Origin of the sequence: Streptomyces sp. SAI-135, from assembly GCF_029893805.1 — a bacterium.
GTDB lineage: Bacteria > Actinomycetota > Actinomycetes > Streptomycetales > Streptomycetaceae > Streptomyces.
Genome location: NZ_JARXYP010000002.1, coordinates 268568 through 287644, shown reverse-complemented (window position 1 = coordinate 287644; position 19077 = coordinate 268568). Strand labels below are relative to the sequence as shown.

The 19077-nt window shown below is 70.0% G+C and carries 20 protein-coding genes and 1 pseudogene; 13 read left to right on the top strand and 8 right to left on the bottom strand.

The genetic code is table 11. The annotated features are described in order from the left end of the window. Nucleotides 1–81: 81 nt before the first annotated feature. The gene (locus tag M2163_RS05930) at nt 82–228 is read right to left on the bottom strand and encodes a hypothetical protein (protein ID WP_280897436.1); all 147 of its coding nucleotides are present in this window, start codon (nt 226–228) and stop codon (nt 82–84) included. Nucleotides 229–655: 427 nt separating this feature from the next. Between M2163_RS05930 and M2163_RS05925 the strand changes: the two genes are divergently transcribed. The 3 genes and pseudogenes from M2163_RS05925 to M2163_RS05915 form a co-directional block, all read left to right on the top strand. Further along, nucleotides 656–1561, top strand: a complete 906-nt coding sequence (locus tag M2163_RS05925) for a hypothetical protein (protein ID WP_280853927.1) — start codon at nt 656–658, stop codon at nt 1559–1561. A gap of 73 nt (nt 1562–1634) precedes the next feature. After that, nucleotides 1635–2114 (top strand): hypothetical protein, encoded by a 480-nt coding sequence (locus M2163_RS05920; protein WP_280853928.1) that lies wholly within the window; start codon nt 1635–1637, stop codon nt 2112–2114. 181 nt (nt 2115–2295) lie between these two features. After that, nucleotides 2296–2793: pseudogene (locus tag M2163_RS05915) on the top strand (transposase family protein); the annotation flags it as partial. Between the two features lie 467 nt (nt 2794–3260). On the opposite strand, the gene M2163_RS05910 reads toward M2163_RS05915, so the two are convergent. After that, nucleotides 3261–3947, bottom strand: coding sequence for a DUF2848 domain-containing protein (locus tag M2163_RS05910; RefSeq protein WP_280893315.1), 687 nt, complete (start codon nt 3945–3947; stop codon nt 3261–3263). A gap of 165 nt (nt 3948–4112) precedes the next feature. On the opposite strand from M2163_RS05910, the gene M2163_RS05905 reads away from it, so the two are divergent. The 3 genes from M2163_RS05905 to M2163_RS05895 are packed head-to-tail and all read left to right on the top strand — an operon-like array spanning nt 4113 to nt 6627. Then, nucleotides 4113–5480 (top strand): MFS transporter, encoded by a 1368-nt coding sequence (locus tag M2163_RS05905; protein ID WP_280893314.1) that lies wholly within the window; start codon nt 4113–4115, stop codon nt 5478–5480. A gap of 14 nt (nt 5481–5494) precedes the next feature. Then, nucleotides 5495–6286 (top strand): carbon-nitrogen hydrolase family protein, encoded by a 792-nt coding sequence (locus M2163_RS05900; protein WP_280893313.1) that lies wholly within the window; start codon nt 5495–5497, stop codon nt 6284–6286. After that, nucleotides 6283–6627 (top strand): cupin domain-containing protein, encoded by a 345-nt coding sequence (locus M2163_RS05895; protein ID WP_280893312.1) that lies wholly within the window; start codon nt 6283–6285, stop codon nt 6625–6627. Before M2163_RS05900 ends, M2163_RS05895 begins: the two co-directional genes overlap by 4 nt. Here M2163_RS05895 and M2163_RS05890 read toward each other — a convergent pair. The 4 genes from M2163_RS05890 to M2163_RS05875 all read right to left on the bottom strand — a co-directional run bounded on the left by M2163_RS05890 (nt 6624) and on the right by M2163_RS05875 (nt 9844). After that, nucleotides 6624–7271 (bottom strand): GntR family transcriptional regulator, encoded by a 648-nt coding sequence (locus tag M2163_RS05890; RefSeq protein WP_280853933.1) that lies wholly within the window; start codon nt 7269–7271, stop codon nt 6624–6626. The genes M2163_RS05895 and M2163_RS05890 overlap by 4 nt on opposite strands. A 504-nt stretch (nt 7272–7775) precedes the next feature. Further along, a complete protein-coding gene (locus tag M2163_RS05885; protein WP_280853934.1) occupies nt 7776–8042 on the bottom strand; it encodes a hypothetical protein in 267 nt (88 codons plus the stop codon). Nucleotides 8043–8387: 345 nt separating this feature from the next. Beyond that, nucleotides 8388–9032: an NAD(P)H-binding protein gene (locus M2163_RS05880; protein ID WP_280893311.1), complete on the bottom strand. Its 645-nt coding sequence runs from the start codon at nt 9030–9032 to the stop codon at nt 8388–8390. 29 nt (nt 9033–9061) lie between these two features. Next, a complete protein-coding gene (locus tag M2163_RS05875) occupies nt 9062–9844 on the bottom strand; it encodes an MBL fold metallo-hydrolase (RefSeq protein WP_280853936.1) in 783 nt (260 codons plus the stop codon). 113 nt (nt 9845–9957) lie between these two features. Here M2163_RS05875 and M2163_RS05870 point away from each other — a divergent pair, with 113 nt between their 5' ends. The 3 genes from M2163_RS05870 to M2163_RS05860 all read left to right on the top strand — a co-directional run bounded on the left by M2163_RS05870 (nt 9958) and on the right by M2163_RS05860 (nt 12534). After that, nucleotides 9958–10881, top strand: coding sequence for an AraC family transcriptional regulator (locus M2163_RS05870; RefSeq protein WP_280853937.1), 924 nt, complete (start codon nt 9958–9960; stop codon nt 10879–10881). A gap of 569 nt (nt 10882–11450) precedes the next feature. After that, complete coding sequence (locus tag M2163_RS05865) at nt 11451–11732, top strand: PQQ-binding-like beta-propeller repeat protein (RefSeq protein ID WP_280853938.1); 282 nt, start codon at nt 11451–11453, stop codon at nt 11730–11732. Nucleotides 11733–11865: 133 nt separating this feature from the next. Next, the gene (locus tag M2163_RS05860) at nt 11866–12534 is read left to right on the top strand and encodes a PQQ-binding-like beta-propeller repeat protein (RefSeq protein ID WP_280853939.1); all 669 of its coding nucleotides are present in this window, start codon (nt 11866–11868) and stop codon (nt 12532–12534) included. A gap of 37 nt (nt 12535–12571) precedes the next feature. On the opposite strand, the gene M2163_RS05855 is transcribed toward M2163_RS05860, so the two are convergent. Continuing rightward, nucleotides 12572–13483 carry a LysR family transcriptional regulator gene (locus tag M2163_RS05855; RefSeq protein WP_280853940.1) on the bottom strand — a complete coding sequence of 304 codons (912 nt, stop codon included), beginning with the start codon at nt 13481–13483 and terminating at the stop codon, nt 12572–12574. 201 nt (nt 13484–13684) lie between these two features. Here M2163_RS05855 and M2163_RS05850 point away from each other — a divergent pair, with 201 nt between their 5' ends. After that, on the top strand, nt 13685–14905 hold the full coding sequence (locus M2163_RS05850) for an FAD-dependent monooxygenase (RefSeq protein ID WP_280893310.1): 1221 nt from the start codon (nt 13685–13687) through the stop codon (nt 14903–14905). Between the two features lie 40 nt (nt 14906–14945). Further along, nucleotides 14946–15839, top strand: coding sequence for an alpha/beta fold hydrolase (locus M2163_RS05845; RefSeq protein ID WP_280853942.1), 894 nt, complete (start codon nt 14946–14948; stop codon nt 15837–15839). 389 nt (nt 15840–16228) lie between these two features. On the opposite strand, the gene M2163_RS05840 is transcribed toward M2163_RS05845, so the two are convergent. Beyond that, nucleotides 16229–17425, bottom strand: a complete 1197-nt coding sequence (locus tag M2163_RS05840) for an MFS transporter (protein WP_280853943.1) — start codon at nt 17423–17425, stop codon at nt 16229–16231. Between the two features lie 221 nt (nt 17426–17646). Here M2163_RS05840 and M2163_RS05835 point away from each other — a divergent pair, with 221 nt between their 5' ends. Together M2163_RS05835 and M2163_RS05830 are read left to right on the top strand one after the other, a co-directional pair. Further along, a complete protein-coding gene (locus M2163_RS05835; protein WP_280853944.1) occupies nt 17647–18432 on the top strand; it encodes a helix-turn-helix transcriptional regulator in 786 nt (261 codons plus the stop codon). 195 nt (nt 18433–18627) lie between these two features. After that, the gene (locus M2163_RS05830; RefSeq protein WP_280893309.1) at nt 18628–18990 is read left to right on the top strand and encodes a nuclear transport factor 2 family protein; all 363 of its coding nucleotides are present in this window, start codon (nt 18628–18630) and stop codon (nt 18988–18990) included. The last annotated feature ends 87 nt before the right edge of the window (nt 18991–19077 follow it).

Below are 19077 nucleotides of genomic sequence, written 5' to 3'. Positions count from 1 at the left end.
CATCGGGCGTCCGCCACGGCCCACAGCAGTCCAGGGGCGTCCTTCCTCGCGGCGGACGATTAACAACCCCTTCAGCACGTTCTACGTCACGTCGCCGTAGTCGCCGTAGTCGCCGGCGGCGCTGACGGCCCGGGTGGTCGTGGTGCCGGGGAACGAGTAGCGGTAGAAGCCGTCGGCGGTGGCCTTGACGAGGTCTTCAACTCGCCGGTGCTGCTCGAGCTGCACCACCTGCCCATTTCGGCTCGGGCCGAAAGGTATTGGTCTACCTCCCTGACAGCAGACACCCTTGTGACGTACGGCAACGACAGCGGCACACCGTCTCCATCACCTCGTGCCCTAGAGGAGGTCTGCTGTCCAAGCCCGTGTGCGCAGCCCTGCAAACGCCGCCGGATGCGTACTACGGCCACTGCAACAGCCCGACACCCGCAACTTGGTCGGTGTCCGGATCGGCGCGCATCCGGACCACCGACACCCACCCTCGGGCAACCGCCCTTGCCTGAATCGTTCGGATGGTCGAGGTCGCCCAACTGTCCCCGAAACCCTGCCCGTTGTATGCGTGGGCGCACGCCGTTGAGACATGACCCGTTTGTCGATTTCGACACTCTGTCCGGTTCCTGCTGAGACCCCCGTCCCCCGTCTCACCCGAGAGGACTCCATGCGCAAGGCTGTGATCGGCCTGTTCCTCGTGTCGGCCGTCCTGACCGGCTGCGCCGCCACCGACGACACCCCGCGCCACACGGTGGGCCTGTCGGCTGCCGAGGCCGCCCCCCTGACCGATGCCGAACAGCTGCGGATTTCAGACGCCCAACAACGGCTGATCGGTACGTGCATGAGACGCCAGGGTTTCGAATTCTGGGAAGCCCAGCGGCTCAGTCTGGCGGAAAGCCGAACGCTCGGCTACGTACTGGACGACGTCGACTGGGCCCGCGAGTACGGCTATGGCAGCCGCCTGGTGGCCAAGGATGCCGCCGCCCGGGCCGCCAACCCCAACCTCGCCTACCGCAAGACGCTCTCCACGCAGCGGCGACAGGCCTACGACAAGGCTCTGGACGGGGGACTCGACGTACCGGTGATCTCCGTCAAGATCCCCGGCGGCGGGACCGTGAGCAAGCAGATGGGCGGTTGCGTGGCCGAGTCCGAGAAGAAGCTCTACGGGGACCCGAGGGAATGGTTCCGCGCGGAGAAGACCTCCGGACACCTCCGCTCGCTGTACGTGCCCAAGGTACTGGCCGACCAGCGGTTCTCCGCAGCACAGAGCGCCTGGTCGCGCTGCATGAAGAAGGCCGGCTACGACTACAAGGACCCTGGCGCCTCCCGGCAGGCGGCGATCGCGCGTTCGGATCGCGTGGCCGAGCCCAAGGTCTTCGAGGCCGAGCGGAAACTCGCCGTCACCGACGCGACCTGCGCGCGGGCCTGCGACCTTCGCCCCATCGGCGAGGAGCGCGAGCGCCACTACGTCGCCCAACTGCGCGACCGCTACGGCGACGCCCTCGACACCTACGTCCGGTTGCAGCACCTGGCACTCGACCGCGCCAGGAAGATCGTCGGCCCTCGGGTCTGACCACCTCTCACCTCCACGGTCCGTCCGTGGGAACCGCATGCCTCGTTCAGAGGCGGACATCAAGGAGTACGTCATGCGCAGATCAGCTACAGCCGCCCTCGTCGTCGCCCTGGCATCCTTCGGCCTCATCGCACCGGCCACCTCCGCCTCAGCGGGGACGCAGGAGTGGGTCTGCGCGAGCAAGTGGCCGGGCCGCGACGGCTATGTTCGGGCCTGGGACGACTACGGCTGTGACGGCTTTTTCCTCGGCGAGGACCAGGGAGACGACCGCTTCTGGGGCGACAGCGCCGGTGGGTTCCAGGGACTGGCCCAGATGAGGGCGACCTCAGTGATGAACAGCGGATACATCGGAGGCAGGGACGTCGTCGCTTTCTACGCCGAGAAGGACTACCAGTACCTGAAGGGCTACGTCTGCCTCGCTCCGGGAGAGAGGTGGGCCGACCTCCTCACGGACAACTACTTCGCCAACACGGGGGAGGTCGTCAACGACCGCATCAGGTCCCATCGGTGGGTCACCGCCTCCGAATGCGCTCTGGGCAGCTGGCTCAGCTGACCGCGGCACGGCATCCGTCCGCTGGACCCACCGCTCGTCGGCTGCGGCGGGCCCAGCGGACCGGTACGGCTACGGAGGGTGCCGGAATTGGGCCACCCGGATGCCCCCTTCCACTTGGCTGAGATGCTGGAGCACGCCGGCGACCGGAAAGGCGCCGAAACCTTGAGCAGTTTCCAAGGCGAAAGCCTTCGTGATCCTGGACGGCATCCTGCAGACGATCGACCGGGTAGCCGCCGACACCCCGTATTACTCCGGGAAACACAAACGCCACGGCATGAACGTCCAGGTCCTCGCCGACCCGTTGGCCGACTACTGTGGGCCGCACCGGCATTGCCCGGATGGACCGCCGCGGTGGTCCGCGGGGGAGGTCCCATGACCTGACCGCCGCCCGGCGCCACGGCGTCATCGAAGCGCTCGCCGAGGCCGACTTGAAGTGCTGGGCGGACAAGGCTTACCAGGGCGCCGGGCGCCCCGTCCGGGTGCCGTTCAGGGGCCGTCGGCTCACATGCTGGCAGCGGCGACACAACAGCACCCGCGCCAAGATCTGCTGTCTCGGCGAACAGTCCACAGCCCCCTCATGGGCTGGCGCCTGCGCAAGCTCTGCTACAACACCAACCGAATCACCGACGTGGTGAAGACCGTCCTCGTCCCTCGCCTCGCCGCTGCCTGCACGCCCTGACACCCGAGGTACCTGAGCCTCAGCCTGCGACCGTTCCGGCAGCGGACCCGTCCACCGGCCTGTGTGGTCAGCCTCCCGAGCTCACACGTGGCGACATGATCGAGTTCCGCCAGACAGGAGCGGCGACGTGAGCAGGAGGTCGGCCGCCGCGATCACATGTTCGCCACCCCGCGCTCCGGGGGTGTCGAATCGAGGGCGGCCAGGAGAGCCGCGGTGTCCGCTGACGGTGATCACGCGGCCGTTCCGGAGTGGGCCTCGCTGCAGACCGCATCGGCGACCAGGTCGCGGACCTCGGCCTGGGACGGCCGCTCCTGCCCAGAGAAGGTGCGGCGCTGCCACGTGTCCGGGCCGAGCAAGCAGGGGGGCGGGCCTTCGGCCGGGATGCGGCCCCGTGACCGACGCCGATGAGCCGGCCGGCGGGCGGTACTTCGCTCGCACTCCGCCGGCCTCGGCATCGGGCCGTCGTGTCAGCCGACGGGTGCCGGCATGGGCTGGACTTCGTAGTGAAGGCGGATCGTGTCTCCGGTGGCGGGGTCGGCCAGTTCCACGCTCCAGCCGTCGGCGAACTGATCGACACCGGGGGCCATGGGGATGGTGCCGGAGATCAGGACGGTGCCGGGCGTGAGCGCGCCGCGCGAGCGCAGGACGTCGACCCAGTAGGCGGGCGTGAGGAGTTCGGCGAGGGTGCCGCGCTGGATCTCGGTTCGCGTGTCGCCGTGAGTGACCCAGGCGCGCAGGGTGAGGTCGTCGAGGCGGGACTCCACGTCGGTCAGGCGCCAGGCGCGGCGAGCGAGGACGTCGGGGCCGGCGTTCTTGCTCCAGGCCACACCGTGCACCTCCAGGTCGCGGTCGGTGTGGTCGCAGGCGGCGGTCAGCAGCAGCTCCCCGTCGTCCGCCACGACGAGGGCCCACTCCGCCTCGCCGGAGGTGCGCCCGTGCTGGGCGTGAACGCGGTCCGTTTGCTGGGCGAGGTAGGGGGAGACGGGGTAGAGGGCCGGCGTCACGGACGGGCCGGGCACGCCCAGTTCGGCGAGCTCCGCGACATGCGCGGCGACGTCCTCCTGGCTGCGCCCGGCGTATCCGGCGTTGAGGACCTGGACGACGTCGACCTCGCGCGTCGATCCGTCGGGCAGTTCGAAGGTCAGCACGGCCATGAGGGCACTCCCAGGGATCGGGTGACGGGACCGCGGCGGCGGTGGGTCTCCACGTTTCGCCGCGGTGAAGTTCTCGCGCAGGGGTTGCGCATACGACCTGTATACAAGAAGTATGCCGGAAGGTCGATGTCCCCCAAGCGCCTCACCCAGCAAAGGATGGGAACCATGTCCAACGCCCCGAAGGACGACGCCCAGGCGTCCGATCGGCGCGCCGGCGTCCGCCGGGCCTTCGTCGCGAGCCTGACCGGCACCGCCCTCGAGTGGTACGACTTCGCCGTCTACTCCGCCGCGGCCGCTCTGGTCTTCGGTGACCTGTTCTTCCCCTCCCAGGACCCGCTCACCGGCACGCTCCTGGCGTTCTCCACCTATGCGGTCGGCTATGTCTCGCGCCCGCTGGGCGGCTTCGTGTTCGGCCGCCTCGGTGATGTGATCGGCCGAAAGAAGGTGCTGATCGCCACGCTGGTCCTGATCGGTGTGGCCACGTTCCTGATCGGCGTCCTGCCCGCGTACTCCACGGCCGGCGTGGCCACCCCGATCGCCCTGGTCGTGCTGCGCTTCGCTCAGGGCGTCGGCGTCGGCGGCGAGTGGGGCGGGGCCGTCCTGCTGTCCAGCGAGTTCGGGGACCCGCGTCGGCGCGGCTTCTACGCCTCCGCCGCGCAGGTCGGTCCGCCCGCCGGAAACCTGCTGGCCAATGGCGTACTTGCCGCCCTCGGGGCGCTGCTGACCGAGGCGCAGTTCGAGACGTGGGGCTGGCGGGTGGCGTTCCTGTTCTCCGGCGTTCTCGTCGCGTTCGGGCTGTGGATCCGGGCGAAGCTGGAGGAGACCCCGGTGTTCAAGGCGTTGGAGGCCGAGCACTCCCGGCCGCAGGCACCCATCCGCGAGGTGTTCACCACTCAGCCCCGCGCCCTGCTCGCCGCCATCCTCTGCCGCGTCGGCCCCGATGTGCTGTACGCCATGTTCACCGTCTTCGTCCTGACGTATGCCACCCAGGAGCTCGGCATGTCACGCGGCTCCGCCCTCGCGGCCGTGCTCATCGGCTCCTCGATCCAGGTCTTCCTGATGCCGCTGGCCGGCGCTCTCTCCGACCGGGTCGACCGCCGTCTGCTGTACGGCGGTGCCGCACTGGCCGCCGGTGTGTGGCCCTTCGTGTTCTTCCCGATGATCGGTGGCGGCACCTGGCTGCCGCTCGCCACGGGGGTCGTCGTGGGCCTGGTGATCCACTGTTGTCTGTACGGTCCGCAGGCCGCCTTCATCGCCGAACAGTTCGCGCCCCGGCTGCGCTACACCGGCTCGTCGCTGGCCTACACCCTGGCCGGGATCATCGGCGGCGCCGTCGCCCCGCTGCTGTTCACCACCCTGCTGAGCGCCTACGGCACCTGGGCTCCGCTGGCCGTGTACATCGCCCTCGCCTGCGCCGTCTCACTCGTCGGCGTCTGTCTGGGGCGCGGCCCCGAGGCCGCCGTCGACGAGGACGCCGCCCTCGCCGCGCCCACGGTGCCCCAGGCGGCGGACGCCACCCCCACCCGCTTCTGAAGGAGGACCGCACCGTGCGGATCGCCCTGAGCCAGCTCACCACCGGCCCCGACCCCGGCAAGAACCTCCGGCTCGTCGAGGAGTGGACCCAGCGTGCCGCGGACGCCGGAGCCCGCGTCGTCGTCTTCCCGGAGGCGTCGATGGCCTGCTTCGGCACCCCACTGGCACCGCTCGCCGAACCCCTGGACGGACCGTGGGCCGACGGCGTACGGCGCATCGCCCGCGCCACCGGCACGGTCGTCGTGGCCGGCATGTTCACCCCGGCCACCGGCGGCCGGGTGACCAACACCCTGCTCGCCACCGGGCTCGGGACCGAGGCGTCGTACGACAAGATCCACCTCTACGACGCCTTCGGCTTCCGCGAGTCCGACACCGTCGCCGCGGGCTCCGCCACGGCGGTCATCGAGGTGGACGGCATACGCCTGGGCCTGGCCACCTGCTACGACATCCGCTTCCCGGAACTGTTCCGGGCGCACGCCGACGCCGGAGCCGTCGCCACGCTGCTGGCCGCCTCCTGGGGTGCCGGACCCGGCAAACGCGAGCAGTGGGAGCTGCTTGCCCGGGCCCGCGCGCTGGACGCCACCGTGTGGCTCGCCGCCGTCGACCAGGCCGACCCCGGCACCGGACCGGGTTCTGTCCCGACGGGGATCGGGCACAGTCTCGTCGTCGGACCCGACGGGACCGTGCGGCACGCTCTGGGCGCCGAGCCCGAGCTGCTGGTGGCCGACCTGGACATCGACGAGGTCGCCGCGGTCCGGCAGCGGACCTCCGTGCTGGCCAACCGGCGCCCGGAGGTGTGGCGATGAGCAAGCCCGAGCTGGAGTTCCACCTCCCCGACGGACCGTGGCGAGCCCCGGCGGGCGCCGGCCCCGGCGTCGAGGAGCAAGTACTGGCTGACGACCCCGAGCGCGGATCCCGTACGGCGCTGGTCCGCTGGGCGCCGGGCACCGACACCTCGGCGGCCGGTGTGACCCGCCACGACTTCTGGGAGGAGGTCTACCTCGTCGAGGGAGAGCTGCACGACCTGACGCTCGGCCGGACCTTCACCGCCGGCATGTACGCCTGCCGCCCGCCCGGCATGCCGCACGGCCCCTGGACCTCCCCGGACGGCGTCACCATGCTGGTGATCACCTACCCCGCGTCCTAACCCGCGAGCAGCACCTTGAGCGTCGACTCCAGATGATGGTCGATGGCGGCCCACGCGGCCTGCGTGTCACCGGCTTCCAGGGCGTCCAGGATGGCCTCGTGTTCCTCCAGCACCGCTTCCTGGCGTCCCTGCTGGTTGAAGAGGGCGACCACTCCGGCCCGGACCTGCCGGCTGCGCAGGCCCTCGTAGTGCCGGTCGAGGAGGGCGTTGCCGACGGCGGACACCAGGGCCGCGTGGAAACGGTGGTCCACGGCGATGAACTCGCGGGCCTGGTCGGCGCCGGTGAGCTCGCGCTGCCGTTCCAGCAGGGACCGCAGCTCCGCCACCGGCGCTCCGCCTCCGGAGACGAGCTGCTGGGCGGCGTACCGCTCGACGATGCCCCGCAGCTCCATGAGCTCGCGTATCTCCCGACCCGTCAGGGGAGACACCCGGGCGCCTCGCTTGGGCACCAGCTCGACCAGGTCCTCGGCCGCGAGTTGCAGCAGCGCCTCCCGGATGGGCGTGCGGGAGACGCCGATACGGTCGGCGAGCTCCTGCTCCGACAGGAAGGCGCTCTGCATCCCGGGATCCGTCAGGACCGTGTCCTTGAGATACGTGTACGCCTTCTCCCGACCGGACGTCACGGCAGCCCCCAGCTCTCGCATACACCTTGTATACGGAAGCTACCACGCGCCTTGGTGCCCCGACACGGTGCCGGCGGGATTCCGGGGGCGTTCAGTCTCGCCTCATCATGTCGTCCGTCGGCCCCAGGCTGGCTCCGAGTCACTTTCATCCGCGAGCAGGGCCGCGATGACCGTGGGCAGTCGACTTCGTCTGGGAGTCGTTGTCGTTCGTGTTGCTTGTCTCGCAGTTGGCGGCGGAGGCGGGCGGTCCCTCCGCGGCCTGGGCCTGGTCGTGTTTGCTTGCCGCGCTCTGGCTGACGTGGTTGTCCCAGTCGACGAGCAACTCGCGTGTGGGGTGTGGCGTGTGCTCGGTCGAGCGGGATGACGACGGCTGAGCGTTGGGTGATCTTCTCGCGCAGGGCGGTGTTCACGGACGGGCCGACCAGTGGAGAGACGTTCCATGGCCTCTGAAGGGCCTTCTCGGCCGTGGCGGAGGGCCGCCCAGGACAGCCGTGGCGGAGGGCCGCCCAGGACAGCAAGGGCCACTCACCGACCGCTGCCAGCCCGACGCTGCGGCAACAGCATCATCGCCAGCACGATGGCGGCTTTGAGGCACTTCGCACCGACGGGGTTGTTCTCGTCCAGGATGCAGTGGTTGCCGCGACTGTCGGCGTCGAAAAGGTCTCTCAGCCGTTGGAATCGGCGTTCGGCGATGGCGGTGGTGAGGAGGCGGGCCCAGGAGGGGGCGTGATCCATGGAGCCCTGGGTCCAGCGATTGGCCGACGCTCGGGTGGCTGCGTGCTTGAGCTGCATGCCGACGGGGATTTTCCGAGTCGGCGTAGTCGCGGGTGAGCATGGCCGTAGTCCGGCGGAACATGTGCGGGGTGACCTTGCGGGGAGGGACCTCGGCAAGCCCGGTGACGCTGCAATGATCCTGGGCTTTCCGCGGCGCCTGGCCATGCCGGCCGGCGCTGCGGCCCCTGCGCCATCCGGTGGAGGCCGAGGGCGAGGAGGCCAGCGACGAGTAGCCGCGGGCCGGTACAGCCGAAAGCGGTGCCCTAGGACTCCGGGCTGGACCGCTGCTTCGGTCGCTTGCGCGGTTGCATGGCGGCCTCTGGGCCCCCGCGGCGCGCTCGAGAGGCCGTCATGGCTGGTTGTTCAGTAGCCGACGGTGAAGCGCCGGTTGAGGTGGCGGGGGTTTTCGATTTCGTCGACGAGGGCGGCGGCGTAGTCCTCGTAGGAGATGCGGGCCTGGCCGTCGTCGCCGAGGACGGGGTGGTCGAGGCCGGTGCGGTAGTGGCCGGTGCGCGTGCCGGGGGTGAAGTGGACCGGGGGCGGGGACAGGTAGGTCCAGGTCACGTCGTCGCCGAGGGTGAGGTAGGCGTCGAGTGCGCGGATCTGGCCGATGGCGTAGGGCTTGAACTCCTCGGGGAAGCCGGGGGTGTCGAAGAAGCGCACGCCCTCGCTGTTGAGGAGGCTCGCGCCGCCGCCCATGTGGAGGATGCGCGGGCCGGCCGGGCCCAGGGCGCGGGCGGCCGATGCGGCGGCGGAGACGGCGTTGGTGTAGAGGGCGGCGTCCGGGCCGCCGACGGTCAGCACGATCGCATCGGCGTCCTTGGCGTGGGCGGCGACAGCCTTGAGGTCGGTGACGTCGCCCGCGGCGGCCTGCACGCCGTCGGGGAGGACCGACAGTGCGTCGAGATCGCGGACGACGGCGGTGACCTGGTGGCCGCGGGCGGCGGCCTCGGCGACGACACGGGAGCCGGCCTTCCCGGCGGCGCCGAACACGGTGATCCTGCTCATGAGGTGATCCCTTTCGCTGTGCAGAAAAGTCAGGTGTTGTCGGTACCGAAGAGGTACTGGTTGCCGATGTCGATCAGGAACGTGCCGCCGAAGCCGGTATGGCGCGCCGTGATGGCCCGCTTGTACGCCTCGCCGTCGTCGCCGAGCAGCTCGGCCGCGTCGGTGAGGTAGCGGCGCAGCTGGTCGAAGACCTCGGGGCCGGCGGGCAGGCCGTGGCCGGGCAGGACGGTGTCGTAGGCGGGGTCGGCGGCGAGCTGTTCGACGGCCTTGGTCCACCCGGGAATGTCGTTGTTGCCGAGGAAGAGGTGGGTGGCGTGGTAGACGAGGTCTTGGGCCACCAGGACGCCCTGCTCGGGAAGCTTGATCGCCAGCTGGTCCGGGGCCTCGCCGCCGTGATGGGCCTCGAAGACGAATGGGATGCCGTCGATGACCTCGGTGCCCGGTGCCACGTCTATGGTCGGCGTGATGTCGGCGACCGGGATCACGGCACCGGTGGGGTCCTGGCCGTCGCCCTGGGCGGCGATCTGCTCGCGTACCGCGGCCAGCGCGTGCACGGGGGCGCCGAAGCGGGCGGCGCCGTGGAAGTGGTCCGGGTGGGCGTGGGTGATGATCACCCGGTCCAGTGGCTTGCCGAGGCCGCGCGCGTAGGCGACGACCTCGTCGGCGTACGACAGGGTGTACTGGGCGTCCACGGCGATCAGTCGCGCCGGGGTCTCGATCAGCTGCGTGGTGACGTTCAGGCTGTCATCGGGGGCCATGTAGCTGTGGATGCGCACCGCGTCCCTGTCGATGACCGTCATGGTGCCGTTCATGGTCTGCATCCTTGTGGTGGGTCGAGGTCCTTGCCCGTGCTCGCCATCCACTGTCCGGGAAAAACCACAGGCCAGCGAGGTAACGTAGAGACGTGTCATGGTCAGATTCGGACTTGCCCGGCAGTGATCGAAGCCCCGCCCGCGAGCCTGCAGGCGGGGAGGAGATCCCCGGGTTCAGCTTCAACCCGCCCAGCGCCCCGGTTCCCGGTATCGAGATCACCGACCTGTCCGCGCTGCACCGCAGGGTCGCCGACGGCAGCCTGCAACGGGTCCACCGCGCCGACTTCCACTCCCTCACCCTGATCACCCAGGGCCGTGCCGAGCACACCGTCGACTTCGTCGCCTACCCGTGCCGGCCCGGCACCCTGCTGTGGGTCCGCCCCGGCCAGGTGCAGCGCTTTGCCCAGACCGGCCGGATGAACGGCACGCACCTGCTGTTCACCCCCACCTTCCCCGAGGCGATGGCGGCTGCCAGCCGCCTCGCCGACGACTGGTCCGCCCCCAGCTGCTGGCAACTGGGCACCAGCAGCGACTACGCCACCACTTCCGCCCTGCTCGCCCGACTCCACGCCGAATACCGTCGCCCCGACGGCGCGTCCCACGAGATCTTGCGCCTGCTGCTGGCCGCGCTGCTGCTGCACATCGACCGCCTGCCCCGCCACGGCGCGCCCGCCGCCTCCCGCGCCGGCGGCGAGGTCTACGCCCGCTTCCACGCCGAACTGGAACGCTCCTACGCCACCACCCGGCGTGCCGAGGACTACGCCGACCGCCTCGGCTACACCGTCAAGACCCTCACCCGTGCCTGCCAGGCAGCCACCGGACGATCCGTCAAACACGTCATCGACACCCGCGTCACGCTCCAGGCGCAGCGGCTCCTCGCGCACACCGACGAACCCGTCGCCACCATCGCCCGCCGCCTCGGTTTCTCCGAACCCACCAACTTCGGCAAGTTTTTCACCCGCCACACCGGAGCCAGCCCTGGCGACTTCCGCCGCGCCCAGCAGGGCATCGCCGCACCTCCGGGCGAAGACAGCTGACCCGCTGCGCACGATCTATTCGAACCGTGACCACCTCCGTCCCCGCCGCAGCAGTGAGTGGCTCTCCGGCCATCGACTCCCTGTTGTCAAACAATCCTTTGACAACGGGAGGGCGACGCGTCCAATGAGCCCGTGCAATCCGGGGGTTCGCGGCGACTCGGATCCGATGGTGATCGCCGGCAGGGCTTGTCGACAGCCAGGGCCCGATCCTCTGGGCCGTGGACGACTCCCGCCGCAGACACCTGGGACTCGGTCCCAGGTTGCCGCAGGACGGTGCGGGTTGCGAGAAGAGGAACGACAGCAGTGAGCGCAGCCGGTGCCGACAGACGAGAGCCCTTCCACTCATCGGGTGGCGGCTTTCGGCCGGATGGCGTCGGGGACCGGTCCGGACGGCGAGGACTGGGTGGTTTCCGAGGCGGAAACGAGTGGCCCGGGGCCCTGTCGGCCCCTGGCTTCGGGCCCAGCACCGCAGCGTCCACCGAGCCGTCGCGGTTTGCCAGGATCCGGTGGCGGCCGGCGGCGGTCTCGGCACTGTGGACCGTCCTGGTGTCGGCGGTAGCAGCAGGAGCATGGGCGTTGACCACCCTGCTGCCGTCCCCGCCCCCTGGACCACCCCGGTCGACACCACCCTGTCCGCCGGGCCCACCGCGACCCGCCGCACGATGTACGCCGGCGACACCAACGGCACCGTCTACGCCCTCAACCCCGCCACCGGCCAACCCCGCTGGAGCGCTCCCCTCGATCCCGCCACGGGACCGGTGACGGCCAACGGACCGGTCTTCGCAGCCGACCACAACGGCCGCATCCAGACCCTGAACGCCACCACCGGCCGCCGCCGCTGGAGCCCCTGAGTCGACAAAGAGGTGGGCGCAGGCTCCGTCGTCGCTCACGGAAAGGTCATCGCGGTCGGCCGCAACGGCCGCGTCTACGCCTTCAATGGCGCCACCGGCGACGCGGCCCGGGCGGCCACCGTCGCCCGCCCCGGTGCGCAACGAACTCATCGCAGCGGGAAGCAAAGTCTTCTCCAGCAGCAAGAACGGACGCGTTCACGCCCTGGACCTCGCCACCGGCCCCATTCGCTGGAACGCGCGCACCGCTCCGGCGCACCTTACGGCGGATGAGGCACTGGTCTACGCCTGCACGACGGGTGGAAAGGCCATCGTGTACGCCTTGGACGCGGACAACGGGCATCGGCGGTGGCGCCGCACCACCGCCCAGCACGCCACCGACACCGCCATGGCCAGCGACCCCCTGCACGCCGTCGCCGACGGCAAAGTCGATGTCCTGTACGCCCCCAACGGTGCATCCGGCTGGGGGCCCGACCTGCCCGCGCCCCCCAAGAACAACCGACACGTCAGCATGGTTCCCGTCGGCATGCACCAAGCCGCCGACACAGCCGCCCTCCACGCCACGGCCTCCCTGTCACAATTGTGCGACGCCTTCCTCGCCCATTGTGAGGAAGTCTTTCCACGACGACGTGGCCCTGCTCGCCGCCCGCCTGACGGCATGAACGCCTTGGTGCTCTGGCAGCGGTTCGCCATCTGGCCTGGTCAGAGGCGTCGTCCGGAGTGTGGTTGGCCGTTGGCATGTCAGGGGCGACCTTTGTCGACAGCCCCTCCGGCGAGTGGCATCGAGAGCTGTCTCGGGCGGTGACGTCCAAAGGTGGGTATCCGGATCTGGCGCGATGTCATCACGATGTCATGGGGCCGCTGTCCACGGTCTGGCCGGCCTGAGCGGCCATGCGGCGCAGCCATATGTGTGCCGGTTCCCGCTCATGGAGGGGATGCCACCACAGGGACTCCACCAAGTGGCCGATCTCGAAGGCTGGTTGGACGACGGTGATCGGTTGTCCGGAGAGGGCGGGGAGCGCGACCCGTTCGGGCATCAGGCCGATCCGGTCGGTCCCGGCGACCAGGTGGGGAATGGCCAGGAAGTTCTCCGTGACGATCTCCGCGTGCGGTTCGATGCCCTCGGCGTGCAGGCGGTTGAGTGGGGAGAAGACCGGCGACGGGTGGCGGTAGGGCAACACCCAAGGGCGTGCCGCCAGTTCCTCCCGCCCGAGGACAGCGGGGGCACGGTCGGCGGACACCACGCACACCCAGCGGTCCTTGTACAGGTCGAAGGTGGGGATGTTCGACAGGATGCCCTGGGGCAGGACGAGGGCGTCCACTGTGCGCAGGTTGTCCAGTGCCTGCTGTACGACCCGTTCGGTGCTGTGCTGGAACCGCAGCCGCACGTTCGGCGCTGCGGTGCGAACCAGGTCGGCCAAAGCCCGCCCGAACGTGGGCAGTTGGCAGTCGGCCATGATGACGGTGAACTCGTGCCGGGCCTGCGTGGGATCGAAGTCGGGGCGCGTCTGGAGGACCCGGTCCGCCCAGCTCAGGGCCTGCTCGGTGTGTTCTACCAGTCGTTCCGCCAGGGGGGTCAACTCGTAGCTGTTGCCCACCCTGACGAGGAGTTCGTCGCCGTAGTGCCGGCGCAGCCGGGCCAGGGCTGCGCTCAGCGAGGGCTGGCTCAGACCGAGCCGTTGCGCGGCCCGCGTCACACTGCGCTCCTGGAGGAGCGCGTCCAGCGACGGCAGCAGGTTGAGGTCCAGAGTCACGGCACCCACCTCAAATGATCATCAGCTCTGTCTATGTCGAGCATAGGTGATTTCGGCTTCCCTGATCCCAGTACGGACGCAAGAGTGGTGACACGGTTCGGCGGGGCCTCGTGTCAGAGGACCGCCACCGCCCCAGACGTTCGCATGCTCGGGCCTGCACCGATCGATGCAGGTGTTTCCGAGCCCATCAAGGAGGCGACAATGCCGTCGTTCCATGTCCTGATCGCCGGCGGAGGCCTCGGAGGGCTCTGTCTGGCGCAGGGTCTTCGCCGCGCGGGCATCAGCTGCACCGTTTACGAGAGCGCGCCGGGCATCGGGCGGGCCGGCTACCGCCTGCACATGAACGGCGCGGGTGGCCGCGCTCTTCAGCAGTGCCTGCCGGACAACCTCTTCGAGCTGTACATGCAGACCTCGCGGGAGACGCCGCGCCGTGAGGTCATGGTCATGCTCGACCACCAGGCCCGCGAACTGGGTGCCCGTCCCCACATCGGCCCGCCCAACGACCCGCGGCGGCCGCACACAGCGGTCAACAGGCGCACGCTGCGCCAGATCATGGGCCTGGGCCTGGAGGACATCGTCCGCTACGACAGCACCGTCACCGGCTTCGAGACGGACGGCGAGAAGGTACGGGTGCTGCTCGACGACGGCACGAGCGAGACCGGGGACGTACTGGTGGGCGCCGACGGCATCAACTCCGTCGTGCGCAGGCAGTTGCTGCCCGGCGTTGCGGTCGTGGACACCGGCATGCGCGGCCTGTACTCCACCGCACCGCTGACCGACGATCTGGCGGCGAGCCTGCCCGAGGCACTGTTCGACGGTTTCGCCGTCGCCACGGGGCCGAACGGTGCGATGTTCGCCTACGGCGTGTACCGGCCGCGCAGGCCGGTCGCCGAGGCGGTGGCCGAACTGGCGCCCGGCGCCGCCGTCGATCCCGTCGATCCCTACATCATGGTCAACCTCGGCCTTCCGCCCGGCAGCCCTGTCGCCGCCGACGCTCCCGACCTGTGGCACAGCACCGCCGAAACCCTGCACGCGCTCATGCGCACCGCGGTGCGGGGCTGGGATCCCGCCCTGGCCGATCTCGTCGAGCACGTCGACGCGTCGACGATCTTCCCGGTGTCCACGCGCCACCTGCAGCCGGCAGACCCCTGGCCGGCCGGCCGTGTCACCTTGCTCGGTGACGCGATCCACGCCATGCCTCCCTCGTTCGGCTCCGGCGCCAACACGGCACTGCGTGACGCGGCGGCCCTCGCCCGGGCCCTGGAACGCGCCGCCCACGGTGACACACCTGTGGCGGAGGCCGTGGCCGAGTTCGAGAGCGAAATGCGCGCCGAGGTCTTCCCCATCCTGCGCGCCTCGGCCGACCCGCGGGCCGCCGAGATCGACTTCCTGCCCGACGACCTCCCCGTCAGTCACACCTGATCGCCGCCTGCCTGACACGAGCCGCACCACGAGGAGAACCATGCCTGTCACCGAAGACATCGAGTTCCGGGTGTCGGAACTGACCCTGCGGGGCAAACTGTTCCGCCCGGCCGACGGCCCCGAACGCCCGCCCGTCGCCATCCTCCAGGGCGGCCTGGGCGGTCCCGCGGAATCCATGTTCGCCATGGCCCGGGGCTTCACCGACGCCGGTCTGGCCTGCCTGATCTACGACCACCGCAACACCGGCTACAGCGACGGCGAGCCCCGTCAGCAGTTCGATCCCTGGCAGCAGTGCCGGGACCTGCGCGACGTCATCACCCATCTGACCCTGCGCGAGGACATCGACCCCGACCGCATCGCCCTGTGGGGCATCAGCATCGGCGGCGCCAACTCCCTCTTCACGGCCGCCACCGACCGCCGCGTCAAAGCCGTCGTCAGCATCATCCCCCCGGTCAGCGGCTGGAGCGCACGCACCCTCCAACCGGCCGACACGCTCGCGGAGCTGGAAGCCCTCATCCCCGCCGACCGGCAGGCCCAACTGCGCGGCGAGCCGGCCGCCAGCATCCGCCTGCACGGCGTCCCGGCACCCGGGGACCCGGTCATGTTCAGCGACCAGGAGGGTCTGGAATTCGTCGAGAACATGATCCACCAGCTGCCCAGCTTCCGGAACGCGATCACCATCTCGACCCTCGACCGCATCTTCGAGATGGAGGTGCGCGCCTACGCCGAACGCATCACCGCCCCGGTCCTGATGATCCTCGCCTCCAAGGACACCGTCGCCCCCGTCGAGGAGGCCCGCGAGATGTACGAGCGGATCCCCGACCCGAAGGAGGTCATCGAGTACCCGGGCCAGCACTACGAGATCCTCTCGAACCACTTCCCGGAGATCGTCACCCGCAGCGCCGACTGGCTGGCCGCCGCCCTGCACGGCTGACCTCCCCGGCATCCGCTCGCGTCCGGTCCGCCGAGGCCCGCGTGGCCCGGCGGACCGGCCCCGTCTCCCGAACACACAGAGAGATGTCGTCGATGCGTCTGCTCGGACATGCCTGCGGGCAGGAGAACGGCAGTGCCGAGGTACTGCTGAAGGCCGCGCTCACCGCGGCCGCGCGCGAGGGAACAGCCGTGGAGATGGTGAGGCTGACCGACCGGTCCCTGGTGACCGCCGCCACTTCGGACGCCGAGGACGACGCGGCCTGGTTCTGCGACCGGCTGCTCGACGCGGACGGGGTGGGCGTGGCAGGGGAACAGGGCGGGCAACCGTGGTTCGGCGTAGACGGCTTGAGACGTCAACCGAAGCAGTCCGGTTCGGCGGCCCCGGCCGGTTCATTTCTCAGCGGATCCTGGCACGCGAAGGTCCGGCTGCACGTTCACGGAGGGCGCTGCGCGCTGTTGTTGCGAGCCCGCGTCGTAGTGCCAGAACGGTCGCACCAGGGCCGCGGCGGCCACGACCAGCACCAGGCACACCAGGGCGCTGCCCGACCAGGCGATGCCCAGCCCCGTAGTGGTCGCCATAGCTCCCGCGCGCAGGTCACCCAGCCGGGGCCCGCCCGCGACGACGACGGTGAAGACTCCCTGCAGGCGTCCGCGCAGGGCATCAGGAGCACATGTCTGCAAAATGGTCTCCCGGTAGACCGCGCTGACGAGATCGGCGGCTCCGGCGCAGGCCAGCAAGACAGCAGCCGTCCACAGCCGGTACGTGGTTCCCGCGAGGCCGATCGCTATGGCCCAGCCCGCCACGGCCGCCGCCAGCGCAACGCCCTGACGGCGTACCTTCGCGATCCAGCCGCTGAACAGCCCCGCCGCGAGGGACCCGACGGCGATCGAGGTGTAGAGCAGTCCCACGCCGCCGTGGAAGCGGGTGTCGGCCACCTGCGGGAAGAGCGCTGTCGGCATGGCCAGCACCATGGCCGTGATGTCGAGTGCGAAGGACATCCACAGCACGGGGTTGCCGCTGATGAAGCGCAGTCCGTCCCACACGGAGCGGAGGCCACCCCGTGACGAGTTCGTGGGGACCGGTTGCACCGAGGGCAGGCGGTACGCCGAGTACAGCAGCAAGGTGAAAAGGACGGCATCGACGCCGTACGCCCAGGCGAAGCCGCCGGGCAGCGCGAGGAAGATTCCCGCACAGAGCGGACCGGCCACCTGGCCGAGGTTTCCGACGGTGAAGTACAGGGTGTTGGCCGCCGGGATCAGCTCGGGCGGAACGATGCGGGGAATGATCGCGCCGCGTGCGGCGGACGACATGGCGAACGCCGCCGCCTGGGCGGACACCAGCACGAGGATGAACGGCACCGAGCGCAGATCTGCCAGAGCCTGGGCCAGCAGGGCCAGGGTGATCAACCATGTGCCGACGGACGCGCACAGATAGAGCCGGCGGCGGTCGACGCGGTCGGCGACGGCGCCGCCGTACAGGCCGAACACGACGATCGGAAGCAGTCCGGCGAGTCCGGTGTAACCGACGTACAAGGACGAGTGCGACAGTGCGTAGACCTGGACCAGCACGGCGACAGCGGTGACCATCGTGCCCACGTAGGCCGCTGCCTGCGCGGCAGGAGGCGCCGGAAGGCCGCCACGGACAGGGGGCGCGGGTCCACGGCCGCCGCCCGCATCCTCCGCGCCAGGCGGCGGGACGACCCGCCCTCGTGCCGGCCGCGCCTGCCCGGCGAGGACGATCGTGCAGTGCTCATGGCTTCACGCTCGCAGGCAGCCATGAAGCCGCGCTTCCGATAATCTGCCGTTCAATGTCGCAGAACAGCCAGACGGGCCCACACCCGACGAGCACTCGGCACGAACACATCGCCGGTCAGATCATCGGTCGCCACCGCCATGCGTTCCACCAACTCATCTACGTCAGCACCGGCGTTCTCGCCGTACGGACGGGAGAGGCGTCCTGGGTCGCCTCCAGCACCCAGGCGATGTGGATCCCGGCGGACACCTGGCACCAGCACCGGGTCTACGGCCAAAGTTGTGTGCACACCGTGGGATTCGCCCCAGAGAACCCTCCGCTGCCGTCCGCCTCGCCCGCGGTCGTCTCCGTCGAGCCCTTGCTGCGCGAACTCCTCATAGCCCGCAGCGACCCAGGCCTGACGGCAGCGGAGTCGGAGCGCCTTGAGGCGGTCATGCGCGACAGACTGCGGCGCTCGCGATCACAGCCGCTCACCCTGCCCACACCCCAGGACCCCAGACTGGTGCGGGCTTGCGGCCTGGCCGCCGAGGACCTGACACAGATCCGCACCGTCTCCTGGCTGGCTCGGCAGTCCGGGGTGGGTGAACGCACCCTGGCACGGTTGTTCCGGACCGAATTCGGCATGACCTACCCGCAATGGAGAACCGCCAACCGGGTGTTCCACGCCATGATCCAGCTCGCTGAGGGCGCCACCGTCACTGAGACCGGACAACGCTGTGGATGGGCGACGACGAGCGCCTTCATCGACACCTTCACCCGCACCATCGGCCAGACGCCCGGCAGCTATCGGGCCGCGGCGGGCGGGGTTTCCCGCCGCTCGCCCTCGCTCCCCGACGCATAAGCACGCAGCCGGTCAGCCACCTCGAGGCGGGGACCGCCGGAGCGCGCCCTGTGACCCCGAGGCGAGACCGTGGCCACAGCGAGCGTGCCGGCGGCCTCGCGGCTTGCGTGAGTGGGCGGTGGGGGAGCAGCGGGGGGCGTCAGCGGGAGCGCACCGACACGGCATAGGACGGACACCCTGCCCTACGACAACCTGATGCCCCCGCACGAGCCGGACCACTGGAGTCACCACGTCACCTCCGACCACATTGTGAAGATCGACGGAGACCGGGCCACCCTCAGCGCCCACTTCATGGTGTTCCGGATCCAGGACATGCGGAAGCAAGCCGGGGGCTGGCCGACGGGGACGTGCGGCGCGCGGGGCACCGTCACCCCGGAGGAGAGCGGCTACTACGAGACGGACCTGGTCCGCGAGGACGGTGTCTGGCGCATCGCGCACCACCGCGCGGTCGTGTTCCGGCTGACGCGACCTGACTCGGCAGTCTCGCCGTCCGGTACGGAGTCCGAGGCCCTGGCCGCCTGCTGGCTGAAGCTCGTCAAACGACTTGCGAGCGCCTGACGGTCCGCCGCTCGAGTTGATACATCGGATCTAAATGCGGACAGGCTGCTGAGCCAGGTGATGCATATCGCCTGGAAATGGCGTTTT

Excerpts from the sequence above, each read along its gene's own strand:
- M2163_RS05905 (WP_280893314.1), top strand. The coding sequence starts at position 4,113 with ATGTCCAACGCCCCGAAGGACGACGCCCAGGCGTCCGATCGGCGCGCC.
- M2163_RS05830 (WP_280893309.1), top strand. The coding sequence starts at position 18,628 with ATGCCCCCGCACGAGCCGGACCACTGGAGTCACCACGTCACCTCCGAC.
- M2163_RS05845 (WP_280853942.1), top strand. The coding sequence starts at position 14,946 with ATGCCTGTCACCGAAGACATCGAGTTCCGGGTGTCGGAACTGACCCTG.
- M2163_RS05890 (WP_280853933.1), bottom strand. The coding sequence starts at position 7,271 with ATGCGAGAGCTGGGGGCTGCCGTGACGTCCGGTCGGGAGAAGGCGTAC.
- M2163_RS05865 (WP_280853938.1), top strand. The coding sequence starts at position 11,451 with ATGGGCGTTGACCACCCTGCTGCCGTCCCCGCCCCCTGGACCACCCCG.
- M2163_RS05925 (WP_280853927.1), top strand. The coding sequence starts at position 656 with ATGCGCAAGGCTGTGATCGGCCTGTTCCTCGTGTCGGCCGTCCTGACC.
- M2163_RS05835 (WP_280853944.1), top strand. The coding sequence starts at position 17,647 with ATGTCGCAGAACAGCCAGACGGGCCCACACCCGACGAGCACTCGGCAC.
- M2163_RS05920 (WP_280853928.1), top strand. The coding sequence starts at position 1,635 with ATGCGCAGATCAGCTACAGCCGCCCTCGTCGTCGCCCTGGCATCCTTC.
- M2163_RS05910 (WP_280893315.1), bottom strand. The coding sequence starts at position 3,947 with ATGGCCGTGCTGACCTTCGAACTGCCCGACGGATCGACGCGCGAGGTC.
- M2163_RS05885 (WP_280853934.1), bottom strand. The coding sequence starts at position 8,042 with ATGCAGCTCAAGCACGCAGCCACCCGAGCGTCGGCCAATCGCTGGACC.
- M2163_RS05850 (WP_280893310.1), top strand. The coding sequence starts at position 13,685 with ATGCCGTCGTTCCATGTCCTGATCGCCGGCGGAGGCCTCGGAGGGCTC.
- M2163_RS05895 (WP_280893312.1), top strand. The coding sequence starts at position 6,283 with ATGAGCAAGCCCGAGCTGGAGTTCCACCTCCCCGACGGACCGTGGCGA.
- M2163_RS05880 (WP_280893311.1), bottom strand. The coding sequence starts at position 9,032 with ATGAGCAGGATCACCGTGTTCGGCGCCGCCGGGAAGGCCGGCTCCCGT.
- M2163_RS05840 (WP_280853943.1), bottom strand. The coding sequence starts at position 17,425 with ATGGTCACCGCTGTCGCCGTGCTGGTCCAGGTCTACGCACTGTCGCAC.
- M2163_RS05875 (WP_280853936.1), bottom strand. The coding sequence starts at position 9,844 with ATGAACGGCACCATGACGGTCATCGACAGGGACGCGGTGCGCATCCAC.